We start from the raw sequence: 16,172 nt of genomic DNA, 5'->3' as shown, positions 1-16,172 counted from the left end.
AAGGTGGGTAGCTGGCCGAACCTTTCCGAGTTGATCGTGCCCGGCGGCGGCGAGGCGCCGGTGGGGCTGCTGGGAGTGCCGCTCGCAGCCGGATCCGTGACGCCAGGAGCCTGCGACCAGGCGCCGGCGCTGCTTCGGCAGACGCTCAAGCGCATCGGCCGCTACGACATCGAGACCGGACGCGAGCTGGCGACAATGGTTTCCGACGCTGGCGATGTGGAGATTGCCGGGCTGTCGATCGAAGACGCGACTTCGCTCATCTTAGAGGCCATCGCGGCGAGCGCGGAGGCGCACGCGCTGACTTTGCTGGTCGGCGGCAACAACGCCATCACGCGACCGGCCGTGCTCGCCCTCGACCGCGAGCTCGATGATGTCGGACTGATCACGCTCGACGCCCACTTCGACATGCGCGACCTCGATGACGGCCTGCTCAACGGCAATCCGGTCCGGGCGCTGCTCGAAGACGGGCTGCCGGGCGCGAACATCGCTCAGGTTGGGCTGGCATCCTTTGCCAACAGCCGCTCCATGCACGAGGATGCAATCGCCGCCGGCAACCTGGTCGTCACCATCGGGGACGTTCGCCGCGACGGCATTGGCCACGCGATCGAACGGGCACTCGACCATGTCGCGCATTGCGACGCGCTGGTGATCGATTGCGACATCGATGTGATCGACCGCTCGCAATTTCCTGCTGCTCCGGGCGCGCGGCCCGGCGGTATGCCGATGGACGACTTCTTCGCTGCGGTTCGGCGGCTCGCGTCGGATCCACGCGTGCGGGTAATCGACCTGGTGGAATGGGACCCGCCGCTGGATCCAAGCGACCTCAGCGCCCTGACTGCGGCACGGTGGGTTGCCGAGTGCCTCGCCGGCTACGAGCTTCGCTAGCCCGCCTCGGCCAATTTCCTGCCCTTTGCAGACAGCGTGCGGAAGGTGATCGAGAAGCGCAGCTCATCGCGCGGAACGATGCTGTGCTCCCACTCATGGCGCACCTGGCCTGACAGCAGATAGGCTGAGCGGGGTTCGAGGTGGACGTTGGCCCGGCGGAAGCCTGCCGCAGTGCGCTGGCGAAACCGCATGTTCGCAGGCGATCCGAGCGAAATACCGACGACGTCCTCGAACTGCGGCCGGTCGCGATGCCAGCCGATGCCGGCTCCCGGATCGTAGCGGGCGAGCAGAACGTGGGCGAACTCATCCGGAGCAACGCGCGCGAATACGGCCGCTTTGCCCTGGAGGGGCCGCAGCCACTCGGGAATGGGCTCGGCGGGTGCGAAGCTGGCGTCATCGAAGTCGTAGCGCCAGCCGAAGGTCTTCGTCTTGCGATTGCCGACCCAGCCATGAAAGCGGAACGGGTCGAGGTCCATCGCGCCAAGCTGGCGCAGCAGCTCGTCGTGCTCCGCAGAGCTGATGAAGTCTTCGCGATATTCCAGGCCGGTGTTCGCGGGCGCGTCGAAGAGGTCGGGCATGCGGTCAGACGCCGCCGAACAGTTCCTTGAGCTCCGACGGGCGAAGCTCAGCCGCGAGTTGCTGGAAGGTGCACTGGTTGGGGTCCTTGTCCGGCCGCCAGCGCAGGAAGCCGGTGCCATGGCGGAACCGGCGGCCGGTGACCTGGTCGTAGCGGACCTCGACGACGAGCTTCGGCTTCAGCGGTTCCCACGCCATCGAGCGTTCGGTGTTCCAGCGGCTTGGGCCACCCGGCGCGCTGCCGGTGAAGCCCGGCGCCTCGATGAGTGCTTCGAGCTGCTGAGTGAGGGCGGGCCGTTCCTTCGCCGGAATCGCCGAAGTGAAGCCAACGTGGTTGAGCAAGCCGGCATCGTCATACAGTCCGAGCAACAGCGAGCCGACTTCGTGCTTGCTGGTCGCGTAGCGGAAGCCGCCGACGACGCAGTCGGCCGTTCGCTGCTGCTTCACCTTGATCATCGCCCGCTCGCCCGAGCGATATTCGAGGTCGAGGCGCTTGGCTATCACGCCGTCGAGCGCGCCGCCGCTGCGCTGAAGCCAGTTGAGCGCGGCGTTGCGGTCGCGGGTGGCCGGCGAGAGCAGCAGGCCTGGAACAGCGTTCTTGGCGAAGAAACTCTCAAGCGCCATCCGGCGCTCTGCCAGCGGCTCGGCCGTGAGCGACTTGCCGTGCAGTTCGAGCAGGTCGAACGCCATCAACTCCGCCGGCGTTTCGGTGGACAGCTTGCGGATGCGGCTTTCGGCGGGGTGGAGGCGCAGCTGCAGCGCGTCGAACGAGAGAGCATCGCCGACGGGGATGATCAGCTCGCCATCCAGGAGAAATTCCTGCTCCTTCACCGTCCGCAGCATGGCAACGACTTCAGGGAAGTAGCGGGCGAGCGGCTTTCCGGATTTCGAAGTCAGCGTGACCTCGTCCTCGATCCGGCGGGCGAGGCAGCGGAAGCCATCCCACTTGGGCTCGAACTGCCAACCGTCACCCGCGGGCAGATCGGCAGCGAGCAGCGCTTCCATGGGTGCGAGCGGAGAGGTTTGCCTGGCCATCCGCAGACAATCGCCTGCGCTTGGCAGTCGTTCCCTTGCGAGGCTTTGCACTGCTGTTAGGCTCATCGAGCAAGAGGGGGCTGAGCATGGCATTTGATCCGAACGCGGCAACGGCGGCTTATATCGACGGGCTCGGTCCCGCGGCGCTGCAGAAGGCGCACGACTACACGGTGGGCAAGGAATGGATGCTGCTGTGGGACTTGCTTGTGTCGGCGCTCGTCACATGGCTGATCGTCCGTTCGGGCGTGCTGGACCGGCTCGACGCGAAGCTGGGAGAACGCCGGCGCAACCTGCGGGCGTTCGTGGTCAGCGCCGTGTTCTTTCTAATCTCGACGATCCTGACGCTGCCCTGGTCGCTGTACGCGGATTACTTCCGCGAGAAGGGATACGGCCGCACCGCCCAGCCTCTCGGAGACTATCTCGGCCAGATGGCGCTGATGACCCTAATCTCGGTGGTCGTAGGCGCGCTGTTCATGATGGGCGTCTATTGGCTGATCCGCCGCACGGGCAAGCGATGGTGCATCTGGTCCGGCGCGCTGACTGCCGTCGTGTTCGCCGTGCTGATGCTGCTTGCGCCGATCCTGATCGAGCCGCTGTTCAACAAATATGAGCCGGTGCCGCCGGGCCAGGTGCGCGATGCAGTGGTGTCGATGGCGCAGCGCGCCGGCATCCCCGCCGACAAGGTCTATATGTTCAACGGATCGCGCCAGTCTAACAACTTCACGGCGAACGCGGGCGGCGTCGGCAGCACGGCGCGGGTCGCGATCTCCGACGTCGCATTCAAGAACGCCTCGCTGAACGAAGTCCGCGCAGTCACCGGGCACGAGATTGGCCATTATGTGCTCAAGCACACCTGGTACGGGATCCTGTTCTACGCGCTTGCGGCGATGCTGCTGTTCTGGCTCGCCGACCTGACGTTCCCGTTCTTCGCGCGGACCTTCGGAAGCACGGCTACCATTGGCGAACCGCGGGGAATTGCGGTCCTGCTGTTCATGGTGTCGCTGTTCGGGCTGCTCGCCTCGCCGTTGCTCAACACCTTCAGCCGAACGCTGGAATCCCAAGCCGACATGTATTCGCTGAGAACGGAGAACCGCCCCGAGGCTCTGGCGAGCGCGCTCGTGAAGACCGCGGAGTACCGATACCCGCGTCCGGGTGAGCTGGAAGAGATCGTCTTCTACGATCATCCGTCGGTCGAACGGCGGGTCCGGACGGCGATGGAATGGAAGGCTGCGCACCCGGAGCCGCCCACGCCCGAGGTGAAGCTTTCACGTAGCCGCGGAGCGCAGCGCCATTAGCTTGTGCGCTGCAGCAAGGCGGAGGCGTGATGGGGGGGCAGCTTGTGATCGACAGTGGCGACACAGCGTGGATGCTGATTTCCACGGCGCTCGTCATGCTGATGCTGCTGCCCGGCCTGGCGCTGTTCTACGGCGGGCTAGTGCGCGCAAAGAACCTGCTCTCGGTCATGACGCAAGTGCTCGGGATCACCGCCATCGCGATCCTCACCTGGGTGCTGTGGGACTACAGCCTGGCGTTCAGCGCGGGCAACGGGCTGGTCGGCAGTCTCGCCAAGGCGGGCTTCTCAGGCTTGGACGATACGACAGTCTGGGCCGTCGGCAGCGCTGGCAAGGCCATCCCGGAGCTGGTGTTCGCGGCTTTCCAGATGAGCTTCGCAGCAATCACCGGTGCTCTGGTCATCGGCGCGCTGGTGGAGCGCGTTCGCTTCTCGGCGATCATGCTTTTCGCCATGCTTTGGCTCACCGTCGTTTACGCGCCGCTCGCCCATATGGTCTGGGCAGCGGACGGCTTCCTGTTCAAGTTCGGCGCGATAGACTTCGCGGGTGGCACCGTGGTCCACATCAATTCCGGGGTGGCTGGCCTGGTTGGAGCATTCTTTGCCGGCCCCCGCATCGGTCACCTCAAGGAAGCGATGCCGCCGCATTCACTGGCGCTGACGATGGTCGGTGCCGGGCTGCTGTGGGTCGGCTGGTTCGGGTTCAACGCGGGATCGGCGCTTGAGGCGAACGGCTTGGCCGCGGTGGCGCTGGTCAACACGCTGGTTGCTCCTGCTGCAGCTGCGCTGGCGTGGATGGGCCTCGAGCAGATCGTCTCCGGCAAGCCGTCGATGCTCGGCGGCGCTTCGGGTGCAGTCGCCGGCCTGGTCGCAGTCACGCCGGCTGCGGGCGCGAGCGGCCCCGTGGGCGCGATGCTGCTCGGCGCGCTTGCAAGCGCGGCCTGCTACAGCTTCGTCGGCTCGCTGAAAAATCGGCTGAAGCTTGACGACAGCCTGGACGTTTTCGGGATCCACGGGCTCGGCGGGATCACAGGATCGATCGGGACGGCCATCGTCGCGCTACCCGCCCTCGGAGGCCACGGCGGAGCCGACTACGCCCTGATGCACCAGTTGGTCAGGCAGGTCGCAGCCGTCGGCGTGGCGATTGCCTGGTCGGCGGTCGGATCGGCTTTGTGCTTCGCTGCAGTGAAACTGGTTGTGCCGCTGCGTCATGGCCGCGAAGCCGAGCGCGAAGGGTTGGACATCGCCGACCACGGTGAGCGCGCGTACACCTTCTAACCCGCCGCGACGGGGCTCATTTTTTTGGCGGCACCCTGCGCAAGCCGCGCATGCGATCTGCCGCAGGCTGGATCTCCGGGAGCATCCGATCTGACCGGTCCGCGTAGAAATAGGCGACAGCGGACACATCGTCGCTGCGATAGAAGTTGGTCCAGCCGTCGATCAGGGAAGGGTCCGTGACCTTCTTGCCGCTGGTGAGAAGCGCTTCGAAACCGTTGCTGCGGTTTCCGTTGTCGATGGTGATGGGGATTAGGGGCGCGCCGGCCTTCCGGAAGCGGATCACATCGGCTTTCGGCGCTCCGCCGATCTGGCCGAGCGTGACCTGGATGGAGTGGTGAAACCAGATCGGGTCGGGGATGTGGAAGCGGTAGAAGCTCCAGATCCCGTGTTGGTCCCAGGTGGCGACCGGCGCTCCCTGGTAGCGGTTGATGTAGGCCCCCTGGCCCCACGCGCTACCGATGTAATCCTCGGTGCCGGTGCCAACGAGCGAGGGCTGGGCGCCGTCGCCGTCCAGCTTCACCTTCACCTCGCCTTCGCCCCACCAGCTCTTCTCGTAAGCGGGGTTCGTCAGCACGGTTATGCTCGCGCCGAGGAAACGCCCGCGTCCGGCGATCGACGGCAGGAGCGCGAAGTCCTGGCCAAGCGTCGTGCGCGGCATGCGGTGCCACCACGCGTGGAAGTAGAGTGCGTCGTCCGGCTGCGCGGGCACGAGGCTGCAGTCTACGTCGTAGAACAACTGCACGCGCTTGGCTGACTCGTTGGTGAGGACGAGGTGTGCACGCCTGCGGAACGGCATCTTCACGTAGGAGATGAAGGAGCGGCCCTCGGGGCTAGCGAAAAGCGCGGATTCCATCGGGACCATCTCGCCGCCGCCCTGCAGGAAGAAGTCTCCAACCGGCACCGCCACCGCGGGTGTCGCCGCGCCGTCCCAGTACATCTCGAGCTTGAGCCCCCGCAGCACCTCGGGCGAGCGATCGTCGATTGTGAACCATATGCGGTCGATGGTGCCCGCGCCCTGCACGTCCGCAAGGACGTAGCTGGCGCCGGGAGCGATCGTATCCCACGCGTGACCCTTGGCGCCGCGGTTCTCGACACCGCCGGCGCCTTTCGCACCTGACCGGTTCTCCGGGCTGAACCAGACGGTGCGTGCATCCTGCTGGTAGTGATAGAGTTCCGGCGGCTGAGCGGCCGCGTGAGCTGCTGACGGAAGGACGATTGCCGACAGCAGCAGCCAGCCGAAGATTCCTATGCGTGGTTTGCGAACGATGGCCATGGCCGCGCCTCCTTGGGCGCCATCTATGCCATCGAGCGCAGCAGTCGCAAAAAAACCGCCAGCCCGGTGGGGCATGGCGGTTGTTTGCTGGTTGCGGGGGTAGGATTTGAACCTACGACCTTCAGGTTATGAGTTCTATTGAACAGCCTACGCGCGGCCACGCCGCCCTACTATTCGTCTCTATTTACCAGTAGTTTAGTTGACTTGCGGGAACTGTGGACGCGTGTGTTCTGCGAGCGCGTACGCTGGTCCACTCGCCCGCCTGCTTACTGGGCGCTTCCTGAAGGGACCTCCGCACGCCGCTTGGTAGCAGGAGGCAAGATGAAACTGACAAAGCGTTGCATCGAGGGGCTGGAGCCTAAACCTAAAGACTACTTCGTTTGGGATGATGAGCTTCAACGCTTCGGGGTGCGCGTGCAACCTAGCGGCAAGAAGACATTCGTTGTGCAATATCGCGTCGAGAAACGCTCGCGGCGCATGAGCTTGGGCACGTTTGGTGTCCTGACGCTCGATGTGGCGCGAGGGAAGGCGTTGCGGGCTCTGGCGATGGTCGAAGCCGGCGATGACCCATTGGATGTGCGCGTTAAACGGCAGAAGGCGATCACCGTGGCCGAGCTCGTGACGCGCTTCATGGCCGTGCACATCGACCTCAATCCCAACCTAAAAGAAAGCACGGGCCGGGAGTACAGGCACGCTCTCAAGCGCTACATTCTTCCCGCACTCGGCCGGTTGAAGGTCACCGATGTGACGCGGGCGGACGTTACCGCACTTCACCTAAGCATGCATGACCGTCCATATCAGGCGAACCGCACTCTCGAAGTCGTCTCGAAGATGTTCAATCTGGCTGAGGATTGGGGACTGCGGCCGGAGGGTACAAACCCTCGAAAGCGCGTGAAGAAGTATCCTGAGAAGAAGCGGGAGCGGTTCTTAAGCCGAGCAGAGCTGCAGCGCGTCGGTCAAGTGCTAGCTGAGATGGAGGCCGAAAGGGTCGAGATGCCTTCGGCGATCGCTGCCGTCCGTCTGCTGATGCTCACTGGTTGCCGGTTGAACGAAGTTCTCAGACTGAAGTGGAAGCATGTGCTCGTCAGGGATGGCGAACTCCGGCTGCCGGACTCGAAAACGGGCAAGAAGTCGGTTCAGCTAGGCGACGCAGCGTTGGCAGTCCTGCGGGGAATTCCCCCGGTTCCAGGCAACCAATGGGTAATCACTGGAAGGGGGGATGGAGCGCACCTGACGGATTTGCAGCCATTTTGGCAAAGGGTTCGGGCGCGCGCTGGTCTCAACGGCGTCCGCATCCATGACCTTCGCCACACGTATGCGTCAGTCGCCGCTGGAGCTGGCATGTCTCTGTCGATGATCGGTCGGCTTTTGGGGCACACCCAGGTGCAAACAACCGCTCGCTACGCGCACCTCGCGCAGGGCACCGTGAAGGATGCGGCTAACAACATCTCTCAGCTTATCGCAAAGAGCCTTGTGTCCGAGATGGCGGATCAGCCCGCGCCGTAAAGGTCTGCTTTGCGCCACCTTCGGTCGCCGTGGCTTCCGGCGGCAGGACCCGCAAGCGGACGTTAGCCTATGGCCGCATACGCGCCACGGACGGAAAGAATATCGGAATACTCTCCGTCTCCGTCTGCCGGCGAAATCGACGGCGCTGGAGGTCGTTTATGTCTTTTTGAATGCGAGCGACCGTCGAACGGTCGGAACTAAGTGACACGCTCGTCTCCCTCGACGCCCCTCTCGGCGCCACCTGCAGTGACTCAGCTTCAAAGGGGCATCACTACGTCAGCATCCAGCGCATCCGCAATGCGTGCGAGAACTAAGTCGTTCGCTGAACCACTGTTGCATCGATATACTGTAATGCAATCACCTCGTATCCAAGCAAGTGCTTACCATCCGCACCACATCCGCTTGCCGCCGCGCGTCCATCTTCGAGAGTATGTGTTTCAACTGCGTGCGGACTGTGCCCAAGGCGGCCTGGCGTTCATGACTTATTTCGTTGGGTGTCTGCCCATTTGCCAGACGGAACGCGATGTCTGCTTCTGCCGATGACAAACCATAAACACTTTTCAGACGCGTGATGACCAGCTCTCTGTGAGGTTGAATCCTCTGCGGAAGAATGGTGATGAGAACAGCAGGGTGCGGCAGCCGTGCGACCAGCGGTAGAAATGAGGCTCTCACCGAGCTGCCGTCGGTTGCTGGGAGCACGCCATCCGCCGCTTGCTTGCTGGTTCGGCTCGAAGCATTGGCGACCGCGCGATCGTAGGCTCCTCCATCGTCCTTCGCCGGTCGTACATGCCCATTGCGGAGTTGCAGTACACGATCGGCGCGCAGGAGCGCCTCACCGGCGGCATTGGCCATGAGCAGCATGCTTGTGCTGCTAACGACGAACGCTGCGTCCTGACCAGATTCGAACACTTCCCCGAGCAGGTTTCGGCGCTCGGTCAAGCTCGAGATGCGACCACGGATCGCGAACATCCGGCGCAAGTGACCGACATGATGGTTTAAGTGGTCGAGAGCGTCTGCCGAGAAGTCACCCTGCATCCGACCGCGATGCAAACCGATGATGCCGAAACCGTGGGTCGTCTGCATGACGGAACCGCAGCAATAGAAGGTGTCGTCACCCATCTGCCGGATCCATTCGTTGTAGAAGACGCTCCTCTCATATTGCGTCGGGCTTACGAGGTGCGTCGTCTTGAAAGCTCTGTTCAAGCGTTCATCGCGCATGCCCGCGTGAGTCCACAGGTCGTGGTCCACGAAATTCGCAGCATAGTTCGCCATTTGCGCGTCAGAGAAGTAGCCCGAGTGAGTGGAAATCTCAGCCGCACCGTCATTGTGACGCCAATGAAGGACGCAGCTGCGAGCATCTACACTTGCCGCGATACGAGAGGGCAACGAGTTAAACAGGTCATCGTCGAGAGCCGCCTCATAGATTTCGTCGCTACTAAGGTTCACAACGGGCACTCCCAGACCGTCTCACACCTGCGTACGTAGCGAAAAGCTACGTATAGTCAGAACGATAGTTCAATATTGAGACATACCTCAAGCGGGGTATGACAGCCTCATCGGGTTCCGCAATCATCCGTGCGTTGATCGCGACGCGGGGTCGCGTTTTGAGTGGCGAGCCTAGACCTTCCGGGGGGATACATAGCTATCCGAAGGCCGCGAGTGTGGGGGAATATCAATGCCGGCCGCTGGTGACGATTATGTCGCGAATGACTTCCGCGACCCGAACTACCAAACTGACATCAGCACCGGCGCGGGCCAGGACTATATCTGGACGCACATATTCAAGCCAGTGATGCACATCGATGGCGGCTCAGGCTTCGACATCTTCGAAATCCCGGACGGTTGGTCCGGTAATTTCAGCATTCAAGAGGTGGGCAACGGCGATTACGTAATCAACCACGGTCAAGGCACGAACATCTTCTACGTCACGAACGTCGAGATGATCATCATCAGTGCCTTCGATACGACAATCGAGATCTTCAACGACCCGTTTTTCACCGACGGCGACAACACTGTCGACTTCAACCATCTAACCGAACTGCAGTCCGGCCTGTTCGATGCGGTCGACACCTGGCTTAGCTCGAACATCAGAGGCGCCGACCTCTTCCCTGATGTCTATGGTTCGCGTGACGGTGATGACACGGTCTATCTGCCAAATGGCGCAAATTTCGTCATCCATGACGACTCCTACGACCCTGTCGACATCATTTGGAACTACGCAAACACCTTCTACGCGGGCAGGGGCAACGATCACGTAGTCGGCGGAGACTACAATGATATCTTCGACGGTGGCCCAGGTAAGGACGTTCTAGAGGGCGGCGCGGGGAACGACACGATCAGTGACGACCCGTTCGATGGCGAGTTCGGCTTCCTCGGCGGGTCGATCGATGGTGGTGCGGGCAAAGACACTGCCAAGATGATTTACTCGCCGCATCGCATTGTCGACGCGTCGGGAACAGTGCTGTGGCAGCAGGGGGACAGCGCCGCCAGCATCACGCTCGATGGCCAACTCGTTTACGCACAATACATCGACGCCGCCGGCGATGTAATTGGATCGATCCGTATCGTAAACGTGGAGACGATCACGGGCCTTTTGGCGACGACATCGCCCTCGGAGCTCCTGTTCAACCAGTACGCCAATACGGTGAACTTCACGTCGCTGGGAGCCCACGAGAAAGCGGCGATCGATGCTCTTCAGACGAATAACAGCCTGACTTTCATGTATGACGCGCAGAACGGCAATGACATCGTGACATTGCCGTCGAACGGTACCCTGCTCGGCAAAGCCACGCACTGGGACTCAAGCATCACCTTCGACGCGGGCCTCGGCGATGACATCGTGATCGGCAGCGGGAGCAACGATCACATCGACGGTGATTGGGGCGAGGATCGGCTGGAGGGTCGTGCCGGCAACGATGTTCTCTCCGGCGGCGCTGATAATGACCTGCTAATCGGCGGGACCGGTGCGGACGAGATGAGCGGCGGCTACGGCGACGACATCTACGAGGTCGACAATGCCGGTGATGCGGTCACCGAAGCGTCTAACTCGGGAATCGATCTTGTGCGAAGCTCGCTGACTTACGCACTCGGCCCGTACGTCGAGAACCTGACGCTGACGGGCACCGCCGCCATCAATGGCAACGGAAGCGGGATTAACAACGTCCTCACAGGGAATGCCGGCAACAACGTGCTCAGCGGCTTCGGCGGCGATGATACGCTGGAGGGGGGCGCTGGCAATGACCGCTTGGTGGGTGGCGCAGGTGCCGATACGTACATCGTCGACAGCGTCACAGACGTGATCGTCGAAGAAGGCAGCGATACCGATACCGTCCAGAGCACGGTGAGCTTCACATTGTCGAATCTCGTTGAGAACCTGACGCTTGAAGGAAGCTCCGCGATCAACGCCACTGGCAATGAATCTGCCAACACTCTCACCGGCAACGCCTCAGCCAATGTGCTGAACGGCATGGGCGGAAGCGACCGGATGGTCGGACTCGGCGGCAACGACACTTACCACGTTGACAGCATCTGGGACGTGGTCGTTGAGGGCGCAGATAGCGGCGTTGATACGGTCATCAGTGAGATCGACTATGTCCTCGCTGACAATCTCGAAAATCTTACGCTGACTGGTTCGCTGAACCGCAATGGAACCGGCAACGCGCTCGCGAACGTGCTCCGAGGCAACTCGGCAGCGAATATCCTCGACGGCGGCGCTGGTGTCGATTCGATGGTCGGGGGCGCTGGAGACGACACTTACTTGATCGACCAGATCGGGGACAGCGTTGAGGAGAGCGCCGCAGGTGGCACTGACACCGTTTCGAGCGCAGTCAGCTACACGTTGCGCGCGAACTTGGAGAACCTGATACTCACCGGAGCAGCGCTGTTGGGCACCGGTAACTCCGTCGCGAACTCGATTACGGGGAACGCGAACAACAACGTCTTGGACGGGGCCGCCGGCGCGGACGTGCTGACGGGCGGTGATGGAGCCGATACTTATTACGTCGACAATATAGGCGACCAGGTGGTCGAAACGGCGGGTCTCGAGGTCGATGCTGTTTACAGCACCGTTACTTACGCCCTGGGCGAGAACGTCGAGAACCTGACGCTTGCCGGGCCCGGCGCAATCAACGGCTCCGGGAATTATCTCGATAACCGGCTAGTCGGAAACGCAGCTGCAAACACGCTTGATGGGGGTACCGGCGCAGACAACATGCGGGGTGCCGCCGGTAACGACACCTATGTAGTCGACAATAGCGCTGATCGTGCCGTTGAGAATGCCGGCGAGGGCGAGGACAGTGTCTTCGCGTCGATCGACTATTCGTTGGGAGCTAACCTCGAGAACTTGGTCCTAAACGGCTTTGGTGATCTGTCCGCCCGGGGCAACGACCTCGACAACGTTCTCGGCGGCAACGTGAACAATAATGCGCTGTACGGAAACGGGGGCGATGATCTCATCTACGGCGACGCCGGAAACGACAAGCTGGACGGCGGCGCTGGCGTAGACAAGATGTTCGGCGGCTTGGGCGACGACACGTACATCGTTCGTGATGCGACCGACTTCGCCTATGAGAATGTCGGCGAAGGCGTTGATCGCGTCCTCTCCTCGATCAGCATCGCGCTGCGTTCGAACGTTGAGAATCTGACCCTCACTGGTACCGAAACCGTGACGGGGAAGGGCAACGAGCTCGGTAACGTGATCACCGGCAACGCCGCTAACAATGCGCTGTACGGCTACGCAGGCGACGACAAACTATATGGCGGGGACGGCAACGATGTTCTCAATGGTGGCACGGGCAAAGACGGTCTGACGGGAGGCGCGGGCAACGACACCTACTACGTCGATGACCTCACTACCTATGCATATGAGAACGTCGGTGAAGGCACCGACCGGGTCTATTCTACGGTGAACCTCACCCTACGCGCCAACATCGAAAATCTCATTCTAAGCGGCAACTCCGCGATCAATGGCAGCGGCAACGCAATCGACAACCGCATCTGGGGGAATGGCGCTTCCAACACACTTCATGGTGCAGCCGGAAACGACAAGCTCTACGGTGACGCTGGAGCGGACAAGCTTTACGGTGATGATGGCGATGACTGGCTCGAGGGCGGGAGCGGCGCTGACACGCTCTACGGCGGGGCCGGTAAGGACACGTTTGCCTTCCGCAACGGCGAGCTGGCGGGCGCCAGTGACAACATCATCGACTTCACTCACGGGGACGATCACATCCGCCTAGACTATGTCGATGCCAACACGATGATCGCCGGAGACCAGGCATTTCACTTCATCGGCACCGCCACGTTTGATGGTACTGCCGGCGCTCTCCGCTATGAGCAGGTCGGCACCGCCACGTACGTATCCGGTGACACCGACGGCGACGGCGCAGCTGACTTCACCATTAGTCTTCAAGGAGATTTAACGCTGCTAAACGGAGACTTCGCTCTTTGAAGTTTTGTGTCGCGCCCCCGCCAACACAGCTACGGCGCATTCATAAGACGGACCCGTGATCGCGAGGTCACCGGTGCTGGCTAGTGACACGTTCCAGGTTCGCCTTAGGCGTAAGGCTCTAACGTCCGTCCGCTTTCGACCCACTGCAGACACTAAAGCATGAGCCAGTCTGTGCATGCATCGAACGGTTACGAATGCCTTTGAGGCAGAGGGAGGAATATGCCAGTTAGTAGGGGAAGCATCGGTCCTGACTCGCTCGTCGGCACCGGCGCAGGCGACACGCTTGATGGACTGTCGGGAAACGACCGGCTCTATGGCCTCGCTGGCGATGACTGGCTGTTCGGCCGGGATGGCAACGATCTGCTCGACGGCGGTGTCGGTTTGGACCGATTATACGGCGGCCTCGGTAACGACGTGTATATCGTCAGCGATACCACGGACTATACGTATGAGAATGCCGAGGAAGGTACGGACACGGTCCAGGCTTCCGTTAGCCACGTCTTGCGCCCGAACATTGAACGGCTGACGCTGACTGGGGCACTGAACATCAACGGCACCGGCAACGATTTGGCTAATGTTATTTCTGGCAACAGCGGCGACAACATACTCAGCGGCCGCGGCGGCAACGACAGCCTGTATGGCGGCGCCGGATCAGATCGACTCTTGGGCGGCCTTGGTAACGACACCTTCTTCATCAGCGGCACCGACGATATCGCTTACGAGAACGCTGGCGAAGGCACGGACACAGTGTATTCCTCGGTGTCTTATAGTTTGCGAGCGAACATCGAGCGTCTGGTCCTGACGGGAACCACCGACGTCCGCGGATACGGCAACGAACTCGCCAACGCGCTCACCGGCAACAGCGGCGCCAATGTGCTGAGTGGCGGCGACGGTAACGACCGATTGTATGGAGCGGATGGCGACGATGTCCTGGACGGCGGCACCGGCAGGGATTTCCTGAACGGCGGAAACGGCAACGATCGCCTGAACGGCCGCACCGGCGCCGACACGCTCGTCGGGGGAGCTGGGGACGATCTCTATTACACCGACCACGTCGGCGATGTTGTCACCGAAGCGGCAGGGGGAGGCACGGACACCGTCGCGTCTTATTTGTCGACCTACACCTTGGGAGCAAACGTCGAGAATGGCGTCATCGGCCTGAGGACTGGCGCAACGCTGAATGGCAACGGACTTGCTAACAGACTCGAAGGCAACGCGGGCAACGACGTGTTCTGGACGGAGGGAGACGATAGGCTCTCCGACACGATCGTTGGTGGCGCGGGGGACGACACCTATAATATCCGCGATAACGATGTGATCATCGAGCTTGCGGGCGGCGGCATTGATAGCGTCACCGTTTACCACTCCCGCGGAGGGTACACGCTTCCCGCGTTCGTGGAGAACGCGACGGTGATGAGCACGTTCAACGATGAACTTTCGGGAGTTGGCGGCAACGATCTCGATAACGATCTAACCCTCGTTGCGGAGGGCAATCTACTTGGATTCGGCGGGAACGATATTTTGCGTAGCCAGGGATATAGCAATTCCTTCCTCTATGGTGGCGATGGCGACGACACCCTTATCGGAACCTGGGACGACACGTTGGAAGGCGGCAGCGGTCAAGACAGCTTCGTGCTCACTAATCCTGCACTTACGATCACAGACTTCGAAAACGGCGAGCTTATCGACATTAGGCACCTCGATGCGAACTCACTTCAGAGCGGCCGCCAGTCCTTTGTTTGGGACAACGGAACAAATAGCGGCGAAGCTGGCGTCCTGAGCATCGTCGATGCCGGGAGCGGCCTCTATTATCTCAGGGCCAGTTTTGACGGAGGGTCGTACTACGCGCTCAACCTTGAAGTTCACGTAACGGGCGGCGCCGCCCTGACCATGGCCGACATCTTGATCTAACGCGTCGTCAGCCTCAGGTTGAGAGAAACGACAGCTCACATCTTGCCCATTCGCGTTGATGGATTCGCTCAATGAAGGGTGCGGTTGTGCTGTTCACCAAGGTAGTCTGACGAGCAGACCCAATGTCTGCAATGGGTCGAAAGCAGACCTAAGCCGCGAGTGGCAAGTTTGGGTGGTTAGCCGCCATCCCCAAACGACAGCCTCGCCTCGCGCAGAGCGTCTTCCAAATCTCCGAATAGGCCGTCTCGCGGCCGACTGTCGATCTGCCAAAAAGGTTGCCAGTTCGAGCCGCCCTTTGGAAAGGCCACATAGACGGGATGCCACTCGTCCCCGGCTTCGTACGACCGCACACGCTCTTCAATGATCTGGAAGCGAAGATCCGCTCGATCATAGATTGCGAGCCGCAGTTTTGCGTCTGACGAGAGTAGCTCGGCGTGACGGTATCGCGGCTTCATCAGACCACGATGCCTCACACTACCGAAATCCGCTAGTAGATGAGCCTTCTTTCGCCAGTGTCTGCAATGGGTCGCAAGCAGACACTGGTGAACGGGAACCTTTTGGCGGATGTCGACCGGCAGCCAGTTCTCCTCCCAAGTAACTCCACCGTCCGCGGAATAGGCCTGCTCGAACCGGGCCGCGTTCGCTGCCATCTTGGTGATGTCTGCTTTCGACGCACTCTGGAAATTTGCGAGGCTTCGAAAACCGACGTCAGGTCAGGCCGTGCGCCGCCGGAACCGGTGAGGGCGCTCCAGCAGGTTGCACCAGCAAAGTCGCTGTTTGCTCGCCAGCTTCGAAGCGCGCCAGCAGGGCGTCCGGATCATACATCACGCCGACCGGGTTAGCGGCGTAAGCCGGCGTTCTCATCAGCGCGGAGGCCTCCTGAACCGTGCCACAGTCGACCTGGAACTCCATCCGATTACCGTCCGGGTCGGTGTAATAGAGCGAAATCGTGGTTCCGTGGTGCACCG

At 61.5% G+C, this 16,172-nt stretch carries 11 protein-coding genes and 1 pseudogene; 6 read left to right on the top strand and 6 right to left on the bottom strand.

Annotated features, from left to right (window positions below; all coding sequences use genetic code 11):
- Positions 1–3: 3 nt before the first annotated feature.
- Positions 4–885, top strand: coding sequence for an arginase family protein (locus tag ACUXST_RS05850; RefSeq protein WP_458389036.1), 882 nt, complete (start codon positions 4–6; stop codon positions 883–885).
- On the opposite strand, the gene ACUXST_RS05845 is transcribed toward ACUXST_RS05850, so the two are convergent.
- Both ACUXST_RS05845 and ACUXST_RS05840 read right to left on the bottom strand, forming a co-directional pair.
- Entirely contained in the window at positions 882–1,463 is a 582-nt protein-coding gene (locus ACUXST_RS05845; RefSeq protein ID WP_458389035.1) for an alpha-ketoglutarate-dependent dioxygenase AlkB, read from the bottom strand. The two genes, ACUXST_RS05850 and ACUXST_RS05845, sit on opposite strands and share 4 nt — an antisense overlap.
- Before the next feature lie 4 nt (positions 1,464–1,467).
- On the bottom strand, positions 1,468–2,496 hold the full coding sequence (locus tag ACUXST_RS05840) for an ATP-dependent DNA ligase (protein WP_458389034.1): 1,029 nt from the start codon (positions 2,494–2,496) through the stop codon (positions 1,468–1,470).
- 86 nt (positions 2,497–2,582) lie between these two features.
- Here ACUXST_RS05840 and ACUXST_RS05835 point away from each other — a divergent pair, with 86 nt between their 5' ends.
- Positions 2,583–3,791: a M48 family metallopeptidase gene (locus ACUXST_RS05835; RefSeq protein ID WP_458389033.1), complete on the top strand. Its 1,209-nt coding sequence runs from the start codon at positions 2,583–2,585 to the stop codon at positions 3,789–3,791.
- A gap of 29 nt (positions 3,792–3,820) precedes the next feature.
- Positions 3,821–5,065, top strand: a complete 1,245-nt coding sequence (locus ACUXST_RS05830; protein WP_458389032.1) for an ammonium transporter — start codon at positions 3,821–3,823, stop codon at positions 5,063–5,065.
- Between the two features lie 16 nt (positions 5,066–5,081).
- On the opposite strand, the gene ACUXST_RS05825 is transcribed toward ACUXST_RS05830, so the two are convergent.
- Positions 5,082–6,338: a glycoside hydrolase family 172 protein gene (locus tag ACUXST_RS05825; RefSeq protein WP_458389031.1), complete on the bottom strand. Its 1,257-nt coding sequence runs from the start codon at positions 6,336–6,338 to the stop codon at positions 5,082–5,084.
- 321 nt (positions 6,339–6,659) lie between these two features.
- Here ACUXST_RS05825 and ACUXST_RS05820 point away from each other — a divergent pair, with 321 nt between their 5' ends.
- On the top strand, positions 6,660–7,844 hold the full coding sequence (locus ACUXST_RS05820; RefSeq protein ID WP_458389030.1) for a tyrosine-type recombinase/integrase: 1,185 nt from the start codon (positions 6,660–6,662) through the stop codon (positions 7,842–7,844).
- Between the two features lie 357 nt (positions 7,845–8,201).
- Here the strand turns inward: ACUXST_RS05820 and ACUXST_RS05815 are convergent, their stop codons facing one another.
- Complete coding sequence (locus ACUXST_RS05815; RefSeq protein ID WP_458389029.1) at positions 8,202–9,290, bottom strand: helix-turn-helix transcriptional regulator; 1,089 nt, start codon at positions 9,288–9,290, stop codon at positions 8,202–8,204.
- Positions 9,291–9,519: 229 nt separating this feature from the next.
- Between ACUXST_RS05815 and ACUXST_RS05810 the strand changes: the two genes are divergently transcribed.
- On the top strand, positions 9,520–13,293 hold the full coding sequence (locus ACUXST_RS05810; protein ID WP_458389028.1) for a hypothetical protein: 3,774 nt from the start codon (positions 9,520–9,522) through the stop codon (positions 13,291–13,293).
- A gap of 219 nt (positions 13,294–13,512) precedes the next feature.
- A complete protein-coding gene (locus ACUXST_RS05805; RefSeq protein ID WP_458389027.1) occupies positions 13,513–15,204 on the top strand; it encodes a calcium-binding protein in 1,692 nt (563 codons plus the stop codon).
- A 176-nt stretch (positions 15,205–15,380) separates the two neighbouring features.
- Here ACUXST_RS05805 and ACUXST_RS05800 read toward each other — a convergent pair whose 3' ends face one another.
- Both ACUXST_RS05800 and ACUXST_RS05795 read right to left on the bottom strand, forming a co-directional pair.
- The gene (locus tag ACUXST_RS05800) at positions 15,381–15,659 is read right to left on the bottom strand and encodes a hypothetical protein (RefSeq protein ID WP_458389026.1); all 279 of its coding nucleotides are present in this window, start codon (positions 15,657–15,659) and stop codon (positions 15,381–15,383) included.
- A 253-nt stretch (positions 15,660–15,912) separates the two neighbouring features.
- Positions 15,913–16,172 (bottom strand): annotated as a pseudogene (locus ACUXST_RS05795) (VOC family protein); the annotation flags it as partial.

Source organism: Sphingomonas sp. F9_3S_D5_B_2 (assembly GCF_054263715.1).
The sequence above is the reverse complement of the archived record's forward strand: the minus strand, read 5'-3'. Positions and strand labels throughout refer to the sequence as shown.